11 protein-coding genes are annotated in these 15,766 nt (G+C 72.8%); 7 read left to right on the top strand and 4 right to left on the bottom strand.

Translation table 11 applies throughout. From position 1 onward, the window contains the following. Positions 1 to 45: 45 nt before the first annotated feature. Positions 46 to 828 carry a glucosamine-6-phosphate deaminase gene (gene nagB / locus ACFXPX_RS05100; RefSeq protein ID WP_380527935.1) on the bottom strand — a complete coding sequence of 261 codons (783 nt, stop codon included), beginning with the start codon at positions 826 to 828 and terminating at the stop codon, positions 46 to 48. Positions 829 to 1,167: 339 nt separating this feature from the next. Further along, a complete protein-coding gene (locus ACFXPX_RS05105; RefSeq protein ID WP_380527932.1) occupies positions 1,168 to 1,575 on the bottom strand; it encodes a hypothetical protein in 408 nt (135 codons plus the stop codon). A gap of 511 nt (positions 1,576 to 2,086) precedes the next feature. Between ACFXPX_RS05105 and ACFXPX_RS05110 the strand changes: the two genes are divergently transcribed. The 3 genes from ACFXPX_RS05110 (at position 2,087) to ACFXPX_RS05120 (ending at position 5,551) form a co-directional block, all read left to right on the top strand. Beyond that, positions 2,087 to 2,848 (top strand): serine/threonine protein kinase, encoded by a 762-nt coding sequence (locus ACFXPX_RS05110; protein ID WP_380527929.1) that lies wholly within the window; start codon positions 2,087 to 2,089, stop codon positions 2,846 to 2,848. Positions 2,849 to 2,898: 50 nt separating this feature from the next. Beyond that, complete coding sequence (locus ACFXPX_RS05115; protein WP_380639584.1) at positions 2,899 to 4,350, top strand: serine/threonine-protein kinase; 1,452 nt, start codon at positions 2,899 to 2,901, stop codon at positions 4,348 to 4,350. A 91-nt stretch (positions 4,351 to 4,441) separates the two neighbouring features. Then, positions 4,442 to 5,551: a calcium:proton antiporter gene (locus ACFXPX_RS05120; RefSeq protein WP_375886733.1), complete on the top strand. Its 1,110-nt coding sequence runs from the start codon at positions 4,442 to 4,444 to the stop codon at positions 5,549 to 5,551. A gap of 224 nt (positions 5,552 to 5,775) precedes the next feature. Here ACFXPX_RS05120 and ACFXPX_RS05125 read toward each other — a convergent pair whose 3' ends face one another. After that, positions 5,776 to 6,789: an LPXTG cell wall anchor domain-containing protein gene (locus ACFXPX_RS05125; protein WP_380639586.1), complete on the bottom strand. Its 1,014-nt coding sequence runs from the start codon at positions 6,787 to 6,789 to the stop codon at positions 5,776 to 5,778. Positions 6,790 to 7,285: 496 nt separating this feature from the next. Between ACFXPX_RS05125 and ACFXPX_RS05130 the strand changes: the two genes are divergently transcribed. The 4 genes from ACFXPX_RS05130 (at position 7,286) to ACFXPX_RS05145 (ending at position 15,243) form a co-directional block, all read left to right on the top strand. After that, positions 7,286 to 8,599, top strand: a complete 1,314-nt coding sequence (locus tag ACFXPX_RS05130; protein WP_380527919.1) for a geranylgeranyl reductase family protein — start codon at positions 7,286 to 7,288, stop codon at positions 8,597 to 8,599. Positions 8,600 to 8,806: 207 nt separating this feature from the next. Beyond that, entirely contained in the window at positions 8,807 to 9,460 is a 654-nt protein-coding gene (locus ACFXPX_RS05135; protein ID WP_375886738.1) for a TNT domain-containing protein, read from the top strand. A 75-nt stretch (positions 9,461 to 9,535) separates the two neighbouring features. Beyond that, the gene (locus ACFXPX_RS05140) at positions 9,536 to 10,144 is read left to right on the top strand and encodes a GNAT family N-acetyltransferase (protein WP_375886741.1); all 609 of its coding nucleotides are present in this window, start codon (positions 9,536 to 9,538) and stop codon (positions 10,142 to 10,144) included. A gap of 155 nt (positions 10,145 to 10,299) precedes the next feature. Further along, the gene (locus ACFXPX_RS05145; RefSeq protein ID WP_380639588.1) at positions 10,300 to 15,243 is read left to right on the top strand and encodes a glycosyl hydrolase family 18 protein; all 4,944 of its coding nucleotides are present in this window, start codon (positions 10,300 to 10,302) and stop codon (positions 15,241 to 15,243) included. A gap of 113 nt (positions 15,244 to 15,356) precedes the next feature. Here ACFXPX_RS05145 and ACFXPX_RS05150 read toward each other — a convergent pair whose 3' ends face one another. Next, positions 15,357 to 15,755 (bottom strand): VOC family protein, encoded by a 399-nt coding sequence (locus tag ACFXPX_RS05150; RefSeq protein ID WP_380639590.1) that lies wholly within the window; start codon positions 15,753 to 15,755, stop codon positions 15,357 to 15,359. Positions 15,756 to 15,766: the final 11 nt, after the last annotated feature.

A 15,766-nucleotide genomic window follows, 5' to 3' on the forward strand; every position in this document is an offset into this window, starting at 1 on the left:
CACCGAATCGGTGTCCCGGCCCCGCGCCGCAGGCGACCGCAGGGGTCAGAGCTGCTGCCAGGCCGGCTTGGCCGCGTAGGTGTCGCGGAAGTAGTCGGCGAGCTTGAGGCGGGAGGCGGCGGCCTCGTCCACCACCACGGTGGCGTGCGGGTGCAGCTGCAGCGCCGAGGCGGGAACGACGGCGGCCAATGGGCCCTCGACGGCCAGCGCGACGGCCTCGGCCTTGGCCTCGCCGGTGGCCAGCAGCACCAGGTGGCGGGCCTCCAGGATGGTGCCGATGCCCTGGGTGATGACGTGGTGCGGGACCTCGTCGATGCTGTCGAAGAACCGGGCGTTGTCGACCCGGGTCTGCCGGGTCAGGGTCTTGATCCTGGTCCGGGAGGAGAGCGAGGAGCAGGGCTCGTTGAAGCCGATGTGGCCGTCCGTGCCGATGCCGAGGATCTGCAGGTCCACACCGCCGGCCTCGGCCAGCGCGCGGTCGTAGGCGGTGGCGGCCGCGGCGATGTCGGCGGCGTTGCCGTCCGGGCCCAGGAAGGACTCCTCGGTCAGGCCGAGCGGCTCCACGACCTCCTTCAAGACCACCGAGCGGTAGGACTCCGGGTGGCCGGCCGGCAGGCCGACGTACTCGTCCAGCTGGCAGATGCGCGCCCGGGAGGCGTCCAGGCGGCCGTCGCGGACCCGCTCGGCGAGGGCCTGGTAGATCGGCAGCGGGGTCGAGCCGGTCGCGACGCCGAGCAGGGCCTCGGGCTTGCCGGTCAGCAGATCGGTGATCGCCGCGGCGATGAGTTCGCCGGCCGCTGGGGCGTCAGGGACGATCACGATTTCCATACTGGGTCCACCGTTCTGAGGCGAGGCTGAGGTCTAGACCTCCGAGGTCTAGACCAGTTTGCCGTGAACGGGGCCCCCAGGTCCACCCGGGGCCGGTCTCCGGGCCGGATGTTCTGCCTGGTGGGGGCTTTCCGGTGCCCGGGCCACCCGGGCCGCCCGGGCCGCCCGAGAAGGCGGGGGAGGCCGGGGAGGCCGGGACGCCCGAGGAGCCGGGGCCCGAAGGCCCCGGCTCCCGGTGCCCGGAGGTCCGGGCTGCCCTGTCTTACGGAGGTGTCCTTCCGGACGGCGCCCCTCCGGCGGCCGATCGGGGTCCGGCCCACCGGAGCGGAGCGCGCCGGATCAGAACGGGTTGGTACAGGTGGTCACCTGCTTGGCGGCGTCCAGCGCCGGGCCGGCGGTGGCGCAGATGATGCGGGGGGCGGTGGCGGTGACCTTGGGGGTGACGGCCTGGGCGGAGCCGAGTCGGACGGTCGTCGCACTGGCGACCGTCTCCCACGGGCTGCCCCAGGCCTGCTGGGTGCGCACCTCTACCTGAACCATCGTCAACTGGGTGGGGTCCGCGCTGACCTGGGCGATGCCGACGATGCCTTCACCGTCGGCCTGGTGCGTGATGCAGGGGCGGTTGAGCACCGTGGCGCAGGCCGCGGTGCCGGCCTCGGACGTCGCCGTGGCGGCCACGGCGGGGGCGGCCGACAGCCCGGCGATCCCTGCCACCGTCATCATCACGGCTGCAATCCGAGTGCGCATGATACGAACCTCCTTGGAAATAAAGGGAATCTCACTTCTTGAGATGAGTCTTGCACACATCATGAGATCGGCAAGTGTGCGTTGCGTCACACCCATGGTGACGGTTCAACTACTGGCTGCAATCGTTCGCCGGATGTTCAGCGCACGGACAAGTCGCGGCCTGACGGATGATCAGTAGGTCCGCAGCGCCCAGGGCGTTCGCCAAGTTCCCGACCTGCAAGGGTTCGTGGCCGATCGCGCCCGCGGCCGGGGTCCCGCGAGGAGTGGCGGGAGGCCGGGAGGAGTCCCGTCCGTGCGGCCGGGGAGGGTCGGAGCGGCCCGGGGCCCGGTTCCACGTACTCCGGGTCCGCCCGTTTGACCAGGCCTTGAACCACCCTTTTGTCGAAAGCGATCGTCCGGGCCCCGGCCCGCCCCGCCCTTCGTCCGGACTCCTTCACCCGTCCGGGTAAGCGCCTTGCCTCCGGGGCGAATCGGACGGATACCATCGAACCGATCCCACGGAGGTGGCGGCGTGGCCACGGTCATCGTGCAACTACCCAACCAGAGGCCGGAGTCGGCGCCCGGCACGGCGCCCGCACTGCTGCGGATGGGCCCCGGCGAGACCGCGGTGTTCGGCCGCGGCGAGCCCGCCCGGCCCGTCCCCATCCCACTGCCCGACCAGGGCGTCTCCCGCCGGGCCGGCGAAGTGGTCGCCGCCGAGGACTACTGGCTGCTGTCCAACTTCTCCACCACCGCCACCTACGTGGTGGAGAACCTCGAAGGGGCGGGGGAGCACGTCAAGGTCGCCCCCGGCCGGCTCGGCGCACCCGTCCCCTTCGAACTCTCCCGGGTCCTGCTGCCCGCCCTCGGCGAGCCCGCCGCCTTCAAGGTCTTCGCCCCGCAGCACTCCTACCTGGACGGCCACTCCGCCGGCGCGGACGGCGAACGCACCGTCAGCCCCTTCGCCCTGGACCCGACCGCCAAGTACTTCCTGGTGCTGCTCGCGCTCTGCGAACCCCGGCTGCGCTCGCCCTCCGCCGCCGCCGTCCCCGGGGCGACCGAGGTGCTGGCCCGGCTGCGCGCCCTGCCCGCCTGCCACGGGCTGACCCGCTCGGCGGTGAACTACCACATCGACTACCTCGTCGGCGCCAAACTGCGGCTGCGCGAGCCGTACGAGGAGGGCCCGGCCGGGGGCAAACGCGAGGAACTGGTCGCCCTGGCCCTGCGCTTCGACCTCGTCCGGGAGGAGCACCTCGCGCTGCTGCCGCCCCGGCGCCCGGCCACCCGGCCGTGACCCCGGCCGACCCGCCGGGGCCGCCACCCGGTTCACGGCCGCCCTTCGAGGTGCCCCCGGGCTACCTCCTGGCCGGCTACCGCACCGGCGCCTTCCTCGGCGCGGGCGCCTGGGGCAGCGTCTACGCCGCCGAGGGCCCGGACGGCACCCCGGCCGCCGTCAAGCTGCTCGGACCGGCCCGCTCCAGCCCCGGCCAGCGCCGTACGGCGGCCCAGATGGCCGCCGGGGAACTGCGGTTCAGCCGCCGCGCCGACCACCCCCACCTGATCCGCACCCTCGCCGTGGTCACCGTGGACGACCCCGGCCGCCCCGAACTGGACGGCGCCGTCGCGCTGGTGATGGAACGCGCTGCCCGCAGCCTCCAGGACCTGCTCGCCACCGCGCGCCCCGGCCGGGCCGTCCCCGGTGCCGAGCGGATCCTCGCCGAGGTGTGCGCCGGACTGACCCACATGCACCGGGCCGGCTGGGTGCACGGGGACCTCAAACCGGCCAACATCCTGCTGATGCCCGACGGCACCGCCAAGATCGCCGACTTCGGCCTGACCGCCGAGCTGGAGGGCACCCACGCCTACGCCCCGCCGCTCGGCTCCCCCGACCACGTCCCGCCCGAGTGGTGGTCCCAGCGCACCGGCGCGCGCGGGGTCGCGGTGCGCCCCAGCGCCGACGTCTGGGCCTTCGGGGTGATCGCCCACCAGCTGCTCACCGGAGGGCTGCACCCCTTCCTCGGTGCCACCGCCCGGGCCCGCTCGCTCGCCGCTCAGGCGTACGCGCGCGGCGCGGCCCCGCTGCGGCCGGACCAGGCACTGCCCGCCCGCTGGCGGCCCGTGGTGGCGGCCTGCCTGGCCCCGGACCGGGAGGAGCGCGCCCGCACCGACCTGGCCGCCCTGGTGGCCCGGGCCGGCGCCCGCCCGGCCGCCCGCCGCCGGGTGCTGCGGGCCGGCCTCGGGATGCTGGCCTGCACGGCCGTCCTGCTCGCGCTCACCGGGGGCCCCGAGCCGGTCGGCCGGGCCGGGCCGGGCGGTCACCGCGCCGCACCGCTGCCCGGGCAGATCCCGGCCGGATCCGACGTCCCGCCCGCCTACCGGGGCATGGTCGAGGACGCCGCCCGGCGCTGCCCGGAACCGGAGGTCACCCCCGTCCTGCTGGCCGCCATGCTCAAGGCGGAGAGCGGCTTCGACCCGAACGCGGCCCGCCCGGAGACCGGCGAGTACGGCATCGCGATGTGGACGCCCGCGGTCTTCGAGGCCTGGGCCAAGGCCGCCAGCCACCCCGGGCCGAAGTCCTACCTGGACCCGGGCGACGCGATCGCCGCGATGGGCAACTACGTCTGCTGGCTCGACCAGCAGCTCAAGCGGCAGGGCTTCACCCGCGACCTGCCCGCGCTGGTCGCCGCCGCGTACCGGACCAGCGACAAGACCGTGACGGCCGCCGGGGGCGTCCCGGAGCGGGTCCGGCCGCACGTCGACAAGGTGCTCCGGTACCTCGCCGACTACGGCGGGTGAGCGGACGTATCGGGATGAGTTGTGCCACATCCACCCGTATCCCGGCGCGGGCACCCGGGCGACCGGCCCCCGGTCTGGGATCCTCGGGCGCATGATCACGAAGCTCCGCGCGGCCTCCGCGCAATGGACCGTCGTCGTCCCGGTGGCGGCGTTCGTCGTCCTCGCCCTCACCTGGCACGAGGACCTGCCCGGCTGGGTGGTCGGCGTCGTCGCCGTGTTCCTGGTGGGGGCGGTGCTGGCCGCCGTGCACCACGCCGAGGTGATCGCGCACTGGACCGGGGAGCCGTTCGGATCGCTGGTGCTCGCGGTCGCCGTCACGGTGATCGAGGTCGCGCTGATCGTGACGCTGATGGCCGACGGCGGGGACAAGTCCTCGACCCTCGCCCGGGACACCGTGTTCGCCGCCGTGATGATCACCTGCAACGGGATCATGGGCCTGTCCATCATCGTGGCCGCGGTCAAGTACCGCACCGCCGTCTTCAACGCCGAGGGCACCGGCACCGCGCTCGCCTGCATCGCCACCCTGGCCACGCTCAGCATGGTGCTGCCGACCTTCACCACCAGCACCCCGGGCCCGCAGTTCTCCACCACCCAGCTGACCTACGCGGCCATCGCCTCGCTGGTGGTGTACGGGCTGTTCGTGACCACCCAGACCCTGCGGCACCGGGACTACTTCCTGCCCGTCACCCCGGAGGGCAAGGTCCGCCGGGAGGAGGACGAGGAGGACCACGCGACCCCGCCCACCGTCCGCGCCGCCGGGACGAGCATGCTGCTGCTCGCCGTCGCACTGGTCTCGGTGGTCGGCCTGGCCAAGGGCGTCTCGCCGACCATCGAGTCCGCGGTGGAGAGCGCCGGACTGCCGCACGCCGTGGTCGGCGTGGTGATCGCCCTGATGGTGCTGCTGCCGGAGACCATCGCGGCGCTCCGCTCGGCCGTGCGCAACCGGGTGCAGACCAGCCTCAACCTGGCCCTCGGCTCGGCGCTCGCCAGCATCGGCCTGACCATCCCGGCGGTCGCGATCGCCTCGGTCTGGCTCTCCGGCCCGCTCGTCCTCGGCCTCGAACCCTCGCACCTGGTGCTGCTGACCCTGACGGTCGTGCTCGGCACCCTGACCGTCATCCCGCGCCGGGCGACCCTGCTCCAGGGCGCGCTGCACCTGGGGGTGCTGGCGGAGTTCGTGGTGCTGGCGGTGAATCCGTGACGGGAGTGAACCACTGAGGCCCCTGGGGCCGTGGAGATGAACGGAAGCCCCTGGCACGTCCCCCCGTGCGGTCAGGGGCTTCCGTCGTCTCCGCCCCTGATCAGGGACGAACCCCGGCCCGCCGACGGACGTCGACGGGCCGGGCGCTTCGGTGCCGCGGCTCAGACGCGGCACCGCGGCCCCCGGAGGGCTCAGACCCCCGGGGACCGGCGTACCGGGGTGCCTCAGGCGGAGGTGCGGCGACGGCGGGTGTAGACCACCGCGCCCGCACCGGCGACCAGCAGGGCGGTGCCGGCGCCCGCGTACAGCAGGGTGCCGTCGCTACCGGTGGTGGCCAGCTTCTTGCCGTCGGCGGCCGCGCCCGGGATCGGGGTCGGGACGCTGACCTTGGCCGGCACGACCAGCGGCCGGCTCGGGCTGACCTTGGTGCCGTCCCCGGGGTGCACCGGGACGGTGGCGGTCGGCGGGGTGGACGGGCCGGCGCTCGGCACGGTGCTCGGGGTGCCGCTCGGGACCTCGGCGGCCGGGGTGGTCGGCGCGGGGGTCTTCGCGGGCTCGGTGGCCGGAGTGGTGGCCGGCGTCGTGGCCGGGGTGGTCGGCGCGGGGGTGGTCGGCACCGGCGGCAGCGGGGTGGTGGACGGCGTGGCCGAGTGCGAGGGCGCGGGGGTGTGGCTGGGCTCCGGGGTGTGCGACGGCGTGGCCGAGTGCGAGGGCGCCGGGGTGTGCGAGGGGCTGGTGCTCGGCACGGCGGTCGGCTTGCCGGTCGGGGCCGGGGTCTGCCCGCCGCAGTCGACCTTGAAGACCTTCTGCTTGGGGTTGCTGACGTCCGGGTTCTCCGGCAGCTCGCCGTCGACCAGCGGCACGGCCGCCCAGAACAGCTTGTAGTGGCCGTCCGGGAGCTTGATGTCCTCGGTGCGGATGTGGCCCTCGGAGTCGACCGGGAGGTCGCCGTACACGACCGGCTCGGTCATGTCGCCGTTCATGTCGAAGATCGCCCAGAGCACGTCCTGGTTCGCGTCGAAGCCGAAGGAGTCCAGGTAGAAGGTGCAGACCTTGGGCTCGTTGCGCACGTCCTCCTGACCGGTGCCGGCGTTGTGGATCTTCACGGTGCCGTTGTTGCCGGGGGCGCCCTTCCCGTTGCCGCCGGCGGCGGCGTGCGCGGCGGGGGCGAGCAGGAGCAGGGCGGCGGCGGTGGGGACGGCCACCAGGGAGCGGGCGGCGGTGGAGCGGAGGTGCATGGGTGTTCCATCGGGTACGGCGGGCCGGACGAGTCCGCGCGGTGGGTGGGGGCCTTCGGTCGCCCGCCGGGCGGGGGCCGGCTGGGTACGACGTGAGGGGCACAAAAGTTCCCGCAGGACGAAAGGTGACGCAAGGGGGATTTGGCAGAAATGCAGCGCTGAGGGCGATTTATCCGACTAGTTCCCCACAACGATCCGATCACCCGGTTGTGGTGAATTCATGTGCAGCGCAGGCCTCTGACGTGCTGATGTGCCGATCGGGACCCGGCTCGCCGGGCCGCGAGGACGGCCCGCGGGGCGACGACGGGACGGGTGGCGGGTGGCCGGTAATGGCCGGTTCGCGGGCCGGGTCCGCGTGTCATGGCGGCGGGCGGTGGGCCTGGTTCTCTATCGTCCGTCTGGAACCGCCCAGCCCGCCGATTCCGTTGCGCGTGCGGCCGATCGCGTCAGCCACCGGTCGAGCCAGCAGCCGATCCGACCCCAGGGGGAGTGCTCGATGCCCGGCCCAGAGCAGCAGCTGCGAGCGGAGCGGCAGCAGCCCGCTCCGACCGAGGACAGTGCCGACGTCATCGTGGTCGGCGCCGGACCGGCCGGCTCCACCGCCGCCTACCACCTCGCCCGCACCGGCCTGGACGTCCTGCTGCTGGAGAAGTCCGCCTTCCCGCGCGAGAAGGTCTGCGGCGACGGCCTCACCCCGCGCGCCGTCAAACAGCTGGTCGACATGGGCGTCGACGTCTCCGAGGAGGCCGGCTGGCTGCACAACAAGGGCCTGCGGCTGATCTCCGGGCACCGCTCGCTGGAGTTCGACTGGCCCGAGCTCTCCGCCTTCCCCGGCCACGGACTCGTGCGCCGCCGGGCCGACTTCGACGAGCTGCTCGCCCGCCGGGCCGCCGCGGCCGGTGCCCGGCTGATCGAACGGGCCAACGTGGCAGGGCCGTTGACGGACCAGCGGTCCGGCCGGATCACCGGCGTCAGCGCCAAGGTGGGCGAGGAGCGCAGGCCCGTCGAGTACCGCGCCCCGCTCGTGGTCGCCGCCGACGGCAACTCCACCCGGCTGTCCGTCGCGATGAAGCGCTACCGGCGCACCGACCGCGCGATGGGCGTGGCCTACCGCACCTACTTCACCACCCCGCGCCACCAGGACCGTTACCTGGAGGCCTGGCTCGACCTGCGCCACCCCGACGACCCGGCCCACCGGCTGCTGCCCGGCTACGCCTGGGTGTTCGGCATGGGCGACGGCACCGCCAACGTCGGCCTCGGCGTCCTCGACACCGCGAAGACCGACCTGGACTGGCGCGAGCTGCTGCGGCGCTGGTGCGCCGACCTGCCGCCCGACTACGGCTACCACCCCGAGGCCGTCACCGAGCCGATCCGCGGCTCCGCCCTGCCGATGGGCCTCAACCGCCGACCCCACTACGCCGACGGCCTGTTGCTGATCGGCGACGCCGGCGGCACGGTCAGCCCCGGCACCGGGGAGGGCATCGCCTACGCGATGGAGTCCGGCCGCTACGCCGCCGAGACCGTCGTCCAGGCGCACGCCCGCCGCACCGACCGCGGCCGTGAACTCGCCCTGCGCGCCTACCCGCAGAAGCTCCGCTCCGCCTACGCGGGCTACTTCGCGCTGGGCCGGCTGGCCGCCGACCTGCTCGGGCGGCCCCGGCTGCTCGGTGCGGCCGGAGCCGCCGGGCTGGGCCACCCGGCGCTGTTGAAGGTGGCCTTCCGGCTGATGGTCAACCTGACCGAGCCCGACTCCAAGGACGCCCTGGACCGGCTGCTCCACCTGCTCGGGCGGGTCGCCCCGGGGCGGTGAGGCCGGCGGCCGGGCCGCCCCTTTGTCCGAGTGCGCGGCCCGGCGTCCCGGGCGTGGCCGAAACCGGGGAATCCGGTCGGTCTTCGGCCAAGTCGTGTTGACGAATGATCAGTGAATCCGCTTGCCTGGTGGCGAACCGGCCACGGAGGGTGAGCGCAATGCCCTCCGCGGCTGCTCTCCCACCGATCCTCGTTCGACGGAGACACCGTGCGCCTTCGCCTGCTCGTCGCGCCCCTCGCCGCGGCCGCCGCCCTGACCGCCGTGAGCATTCCCGCCGCCGCCGCCGACACCAGGGCGGCCACCCCGTCCGACCAGTGCTCCGCGGCGTTCTTCGACGGCGACTCCCGCCTCGGCCCCGAGGACCTCCCGACCACCGGCCCGGTCGGCCGCCAACTCGCCGGCTACCAGCGCACCGGCGGCGCCGGCGAGCAGGACTTCCTGACCAAGTACTACGACCCGACCGCCAACGGCGGCAAGGGCGGCTGGATCTACCCGCCGTCCGACGGCTACGTCACCCTCCCCGACGGCAGCCCGGTCGAGTTCGACCTCACCCTGTACCCGAACCAGAACATCGACCGCTACGGCAGCGAGTACGGCTCCTTCCTCGCCCCCGAGGGCCTGCCCTACGCCAACCGCGCGATCCCCCCGCAGAGCCTCGACAGCGTCCCGGCGGCCGGCTGCAACTACCACGACTACAAGGTCGTCAAGCCGTTCAAGGTGCACGCCGGCCCGATCGCCCCCTGGTTCAACCAGCCCGGCTGGGGCCTCCAGTACCAGCTCGACGCCGCCCTCGTCCCCAGCGGCCCGGCGAAGCTGAACGTGCTCTGGCTCGTGGAGAACGGCTACCTCGCCCGGATCTGACCGGACTCCGGCCGGACCGGTCGCCGCCGGATTAATCACTGGCGGGCGCGGCGCGACGGGAGGTAGGAAGGCGGGGTGACCACCAGTGACCTGGCGACCGACCGGCGCCCCTTCCAGCCCGAGGTCCTCGACCTGGGCGCCTTCCAGCTGCGCCCCTGGGGCCGCGCCCTCGACCTGCCCGGCGGCACCGTCGCCGCCGTGACGGCGGCCGCCGCCGACGCGGAGATCGCCCGCTGGAACCCCCTGCACGACGCCACCCACCCGGCCGGCGCCGAGGCCTACCTCGACCGCGCCGACCAGCGCTGGGCCGACGGCAGCACCGCCTGCTTCGCCGTCACCGACCGCGCCGACGGCCGGCTGTGCGGCAACGTCGTGCTGCTCTGGACGGACCAGGGCGAGGGCGTCGCCATGGTCGGCTACTGGCTGCTCGCCGCCGCCCGCGGCCGCGGCTTGGCCACCCTCGCCACCACCGCCATCACCGACTGGGGCGTGCGCACCGCCGGGGTGCGCCGCATCGAGCTCTACCACGCCGTCGGCAACGACTCCTCCTGCCGGGTCGCCGCCCGGGCCGGCTTCCCGTACGAGGGCACCCTGCGCGGCTCCTACCGCTACGGCGACGGCCCCTACAACGACGAGCACCTCCACGCCCGCCTGGCCACCGACCCGCCGGTCACCCTCGGCTGAACCCGGGGCCGGACAACCGGGTCACGGCCCGCCCCGGCCCGCCCCGGTCTCCGCCGACCCGCGCCCGCCCCCGCCTCCGCCCGGGCCGTCCATCGCCTGTCTACCGGTGCTTCGTAGGTTCCGCCGCAGTAATGTCACCGATCCTCTGGAGAGACATGTTGCGGTTGCGAACGACCGTCCCCGGCCCGGCGGCGGGGGGATCGCCGCCCCGACGCCGGGCCGAGGGGCTGCGCCGGGTCCTGCTGGTCCTGCTGGCGATCCTCCTCCTGCCGATCGGGGCGAACGGGCCGGCGCACGCGGCCCAGGACGACCCGTCCCAGCGCTACCTGAACTTCATCGGGGACCTCCAGCGCAACTTCACCCGCCCGTACCGCGGCGACTACAACATCACGCTCGACAATGCCACCCCCGTGACGGTCAACCTCTTCGATCTGGTCCACCCGAACCGGGATCAGCCGGCGAACATGGAGACCGGGCTGATCATCGCGCCGAACGACCTCTACATCTGCGGCTTCTACACCATCCGGGACGGAGTGCGGACGGTCTACCGCATGCGCGACGACGGCATCGGCTCGTCCAGGGTCGCCCGCAACACGTGGTTCAACCAGCAGCAGCTAACTCTGGGGGACGGCAGGTACGTCTACCTCAACGACATCGGTGTGGACTACGGCGACCTCAGGAACGAGAGCGCCAACCGGGACAACCCCTTCACCTTCGAGAACCGTTGGGTGAACATCGACGCCGATGCGCTGACGCGCGCCGTCGGAATCCTGGAGGGCGTCACCTTCCATCGGCGGAATGCGGCGAACGTCGCTCAGCAGACACCGTGGTTGCGCAGCGCTCTGATGGTCCTCGTCGAAGCCCTGGCCGAGGGCACCCGGTTCCGCAACATCAGGGACGCCATCGGGGCGGCGCTGCGCAGCGGGATCCCGGCCCGCATTGCGCAGTTCGAACCCCAGATCCAGACCTGGAACGCGCGGAGCAGCGACCTGTGGGAGGCCAACCAGGACCCGGGCAACTCCTGGTTCGCCGCCCGAGCGGCCGCCGTCGGGCTGGCCGTCCTCCAGGTCCGGACGGGGGGTCCGATCTGCCGGATCCCGCGGTCGAGCGACGGCGCGCCCGGGTGCGGCCGCCCGCTGGTGAACGCGAGTTTCAGCACCGGCCGCGACATGTACCTCCTCCAGGGGCCGTTCGTCGCCCGCATCAAGGACGCTTCGCAGAACGCCGTCCTGGCCGGAGGCACGGAGGACACCGTCTCCCACCTGTGGCCGGTCCTGGCGGGCACGCCCTTCGCGAACGGCTTCGACGCGGCCTTCACGCTGCCGGAGGACCCGGACGAGGTGATGCTGTTCCGCGGGGACCAGTACATGCGGATGCGGTTGGACTCCGACGGGAACGCCAAGGTCACCAAGGCGCCGACGACGATCGCGGACGGGTGGCACAGCCTGGCCGGCAGTGACGGCACCAGGCCCTTCACCCAGGGGGTCGACTCGGCCCTGTCGGTGATGGAGAACCAGGTCTTCCTCTTCAAGGGCGACACCTACGTGTCGCTGGAAGTCAACATCGGCAGCTCCACCGACCGCGTGCTCAACGGGCCCAAGCCCATCGGCGACAACTTCAGGGCCCTGGCCAAGGCCGGCTGGACCGACGGGTTCAACGCGGCCGTCCGCTGGCCGGGGGTGCAGACCTTCGACCGGGCCTTCGCCGCCTTCTTCCGCGGGAACCAGTGGACCAGGGGATTCGTCGCGGCCGGCGGCCCGGACAGCGACCTCGTCTTCACCGCCGATGCGCTGCGCTGGGGCGTCCTGGCGGGCACGATCTTCGCCGCGGGCGACACCACCGGCATGACGAAGATCCCGCGGACGGACGACAAGGGCGGCCCGACGAGCACGCCCCCGCCCTCGGCGGCCGGCGTCTCGCTGGTCAACGACAGCACCGGCCGGGTCGCCGACGTCGACCAGGCGAACCCCGCCAGCGGCACCAAGGTCAAGGCCCTGGGCGGGAAGGGGAACCAGGCGCAGAAGTGGAACCTGGACCGCCAGGACGACGGCCGGTTCGCGATCCGCACGGCCCTCGACCCCGGCCAGGTCCTGGAGGCCAACGGCAACCGGTCGCAGAGCGTGGACGGCACCAGCTACTACACCGCGCTGCAGCGGGACGGCGGTGGTGCGAACCAGCGCTGGCGGCTCGACGCGCTGGGCGGGCAGACGTACCAGCTCGTCACCTCGGACGGCGGCTGCCTGACCGACCAGGGCGAGGACAAGGCCCTGGCCTTCTGGAGGTGCACCGGGGCCTTCGAGCAGCGGTGGCACCTGGAGGGCGGCACCAGCACCGGTGATCCCGGGGGGCGGGGCTCCGCGGGTTCCCCCTTCGACGACTCCGCGGACGACCGGGGGACGAAACCCGCGTCCGCCGGTGACTGCCGGCCGGAGGGGATGACGCCCACGGACGGTGTGTCGGCCCGCTACTGCGACGTCTACGACGGCAGCGGCCGGGAGTGGGTCGGCAACGGCCGTTCCCGGCGCGCGGTGGGCTACTTCACCGGGTGGCGCTCCGGGGCGAAGGGCGATCCGGCCTACCTGGTGTCGAACATCCCCTGGTCGAAGGTGACGCACGTCAACTACGCCTTCGCCAAGGTGGACGGGAACCGCATCAGCGTCGGCGACGTGAACGACCCGGAGAACCCGGCCACGGGCATGACCTGGGACGGGGACCGGAACGCGATGGACCCCGCCCTGCCGTACAAGGGGCACTTCAACCTGCTGAACACGTACAAGAAGAAGCACCCGGCGGTGAAGACGCTGATCTCGGTCGGCGGCTGGGCGGACACGCGCGGCTTCTACGCGATGGCGACCAACGCGGACGGCTCGGTCAACCAGGCGGGGATCGACACGTTCGCCGACTCCGTGACGGAGTTCCTGGACCGCTACGGGTTCAACGGTGTCGACATCGACTACGAGTACCCCGGCGCCCTGCCCAGTACGGGCAACCCGCTGGACTGGGACGTGTCCGATCCGCGGCGCAAGGGGCTGCAACAGGGCTACACCGCGCTGATGAAGACCTTGCGGGCGAAGCTGGACCGGGCCGGTGCGGACAAGGGCCGCTACTACCTGCTGACCTCGGCCGGGTCCGCCTCCGGCTACCTCGTGCGCGGGCTGGACGCCGGCCAGGCGCTCCAGTACCAGGACTTCGTCAACGTCATGAGCTACGACCTGCACGGCTCGTGGAACAAGTACGTCGGCCCGCAGGCCCCGCTGTACGACGACGGCCGCGACAACGAGCTGGCGGACGCCGGGATCTACGACGACCAGCGCGCCGACACCAAGGACTACGGGAAGAACGGGTACTTCAACGTCGACTGGGCCTACCACTACTACCGCGGTGCCCTGCCGCCCGGGCGGATCAACCTCGGCATCCCCTTCTACTCACGCGGCTGGCAGAACGTGCAGGGCGGTACGGACGGCCTGTGGGGCACCTCCGCCATGCCCGACCAGTCCAAGTGCCCGCGGGGCGTGGGCGGCCGGGGGCCGGCCAAGGGCCAGGACTGCGGACTGGGCGCGACCGGCATCGACAACGTGTGGCACGACACGGAGGACGGCCGTGAGGTCGGGGCCGGGTCGAACCCGCTGTGGCACACCAGGAACCTCCAGGACGGCCGCACCCCCGGCTACCTGAAGGCCTACGGCGTCGACCCCGGCACCGACGCCGGGAAGCCGACCGGTACGTACGCGGAGAAGTACTCCGACCCGCTCCAGTCGTCGTGGCTGTGGAACGACGCCAAGAAGGTGTTCCTGTCGACGGAGAACGAGAAGTCCGTCGACGCGAAGGCGAAGTACATCGCGGACAAGGGCATCGGCGGGGCGATGATCTGGGAGCTCGCCGGTGACTACACCAAGCGCGCGAACGGCGAGTGGGGGATGGGCTACGACCTGACCACCCGGCTCGACAACGCCCTCAAGGGCGCGGGGGCCTCGGGCAACGCCACCGGCGGCGGCAAGTCGCTCCCCGCCCAGGTGATCGACGTCAAGGCCGAGCTGGTGGACTTCCCCACGGCAGTGGCGGACATGTGGCCGATCCAGCCGAAACTGCGGATCACCAACAGCTCCAAGGTCGCCCTCGCCCAGGGCACGGAGATCTCCTTCGACCTCCCCACCTCCACCACGCCGGTGGTGAAGGACGGCGCCTGGAAGGTGATGGGCGGCATCACCCCCGGCCACAGCGGTCCGAACGCGGGGGGCTTGAAGGGCGACTTCCACCGGGTGACGATCAAGCTCGGTTACTGCGAGGACGTTCCGGCCGGCAGGTCGAAGGACATCGACGTCAAGTACTACCTGCCCGTCACCGGGCCGGCGAACGTGACGTTCAGGATCGGCGGGACGGAGTTCGGTTCGACGGGTGACCGGCGCCGCGCCGTGACGACGGTCGACCCGCCCGCCCCGGCGTCCGGCTCCCAGTGCCAGGCCGCGCCGTGGCAGGCGCACGCCTACAACCCGAACCCGTCGTTCGCGTTCTGGCAGACCGGCGACAAGTGGATCATCGAGGACCGCAACAGCGGCAACGTCCTCGACCACCCCGGGAGTTGGGCCGACGCCCACCTGTCGATGAAGCAGGCCGGCAACGCCAACCAGCTGTGGACGGTGAGCGAGGACTCCCAGGGGTGGTACCACATCAAGTCCGGTACCAGCGGCCACGACCAGTGCCTCGGCGCCACCACGGCCAGGGGCACCCTCACCGTGCGGGACTGTGACGGCAAGGTCGACCAGTGGTGGCGCCTGGTACGGCTCAGCACGGACCAGGCCACCGCGGGCAAGCCGCTGCTGGACTCGGCGGCCCCCGGCGGCCCCGTGCACGGCGCCGCCTACGCCCTGGGCGGCTTCGTCGGCGGGAACGACGACTGGTGGAAGGTGCCGGCCTACCTCGCCGCACCCGCCAACAGCGCCACCGCCTCCAGCACGAAGATCATCGCGGGGGACACCGAGGGGGCCTGGGCCTCGACGGTGTCGTGGAACGGCTCCTACTGGCGGGCCAAGTGGTGGAACAAGGCCACGGACGAGCCCGGCAGGAGCGACGCCTGGCAGAAGCTCGGCCCCACCCCCTGACCGCCCCAACCCCTGATCGCCCCACCCCCTGACCGCCTCGGACCCCGACCGGGGGGTGCCGGGACTCGGGTAATGACGACCGAGGACCTGGACACCCCCGGCCGGGGCCCCGGTCAGCCGGGGAGCTGGGTGAACTGGGCGAGCTGGATGAGGTTGCCGCAGGTGTCGTCCAGCACCGCGACGGTGACCGGGCCCATCGCCGTGGGCTGCTGGGTGAACCGCACCCCGAGCCGGTGCAGGCGGTCGTACTCGGCGTGCACGTCGTCCACCGCGAACTGGGCGGCCGGGATGCCGTCCTCGACCAGCGCGGTCTTGTACGGCCCGATGGCGCGGTGGGCGTCGGGCTCCAGCAGCAGCTGGGTGCCGTCCGGCTGCTCGGGGGAGACCACGGTGAGCCAGCGGTACGCGCCGAGCGGGACCTCCGCCTTCTTCACGAAGCCCAGCACCTCGGTGTAGAAGCGCAACGCCTTGTCCTGGTCGTCGACGAACACGGTGGTCAGGTTGATCCTCATGGGGTGCCCTC

Source organism: Kitasatospora sp. NPDC059146, assembly GCF_042786665.1.
GTDB lineage: Bacteria > Actinomycetota > Actinomycetes > Streptomycetales > Streptomycetaceae > Kitasatospora.

Excerpts from the sequence above, each read along its gene's own strand:
- ACFXPX_RS05105 (WP_380527932.1), bottom strand. The coding sequence starts at position 1,575 with ATGCGCACTCGGATTGCAGCCGTGATGATGACGGTGGCAGGGATCGCC.
- nagB (WP_380527935.1), bottom strand. The coding sequence starts at position 828 with ATGGAAATCGTGATCGTCCCTGACGCCCCAGCGGCCGGCGAACTCATC.
- ACFXPX_RS05120 (WP_375886733.1), top strand. The coding sequence starts at position 4,442 with ATGATCACGAAGCTCCGCGCGGCCTCCGCGCAATGGACCGTCGTCGTC.
- ACFXPX_RS05125 (WP_380639586.1), bottom strand. The coding sequence starts at position 6,789 with ATGCACCTCCGCTCCACCGCCGCCCGCTCCCTGGTGGCCGTCCCCACC.
- ACFXPX_RS05145 (WP_380639588.1), top strand. The coding sequence starts at position 10,300 with ATGTTGCGGTTGCGAACGACCGTCCCCGGCCCGGCGGCGGGGGGATCG.
- ACFXPX_RS05150 (WP_380639590.1), bottom strand. The coding sequence starts at position 15,755 with ATGAGGATCAACCTGACCACCGTGTTCGTCGACGACCAGGACAAGGCG.
- ACFXPX_RS05130 (WP_380527919.1), top strand. The coding sequence starts at position 7,286 with ATGCCCGGCCCAGAGCAGCAGCTGCGAGCGGAGCGGCAGCAGCCCGCT.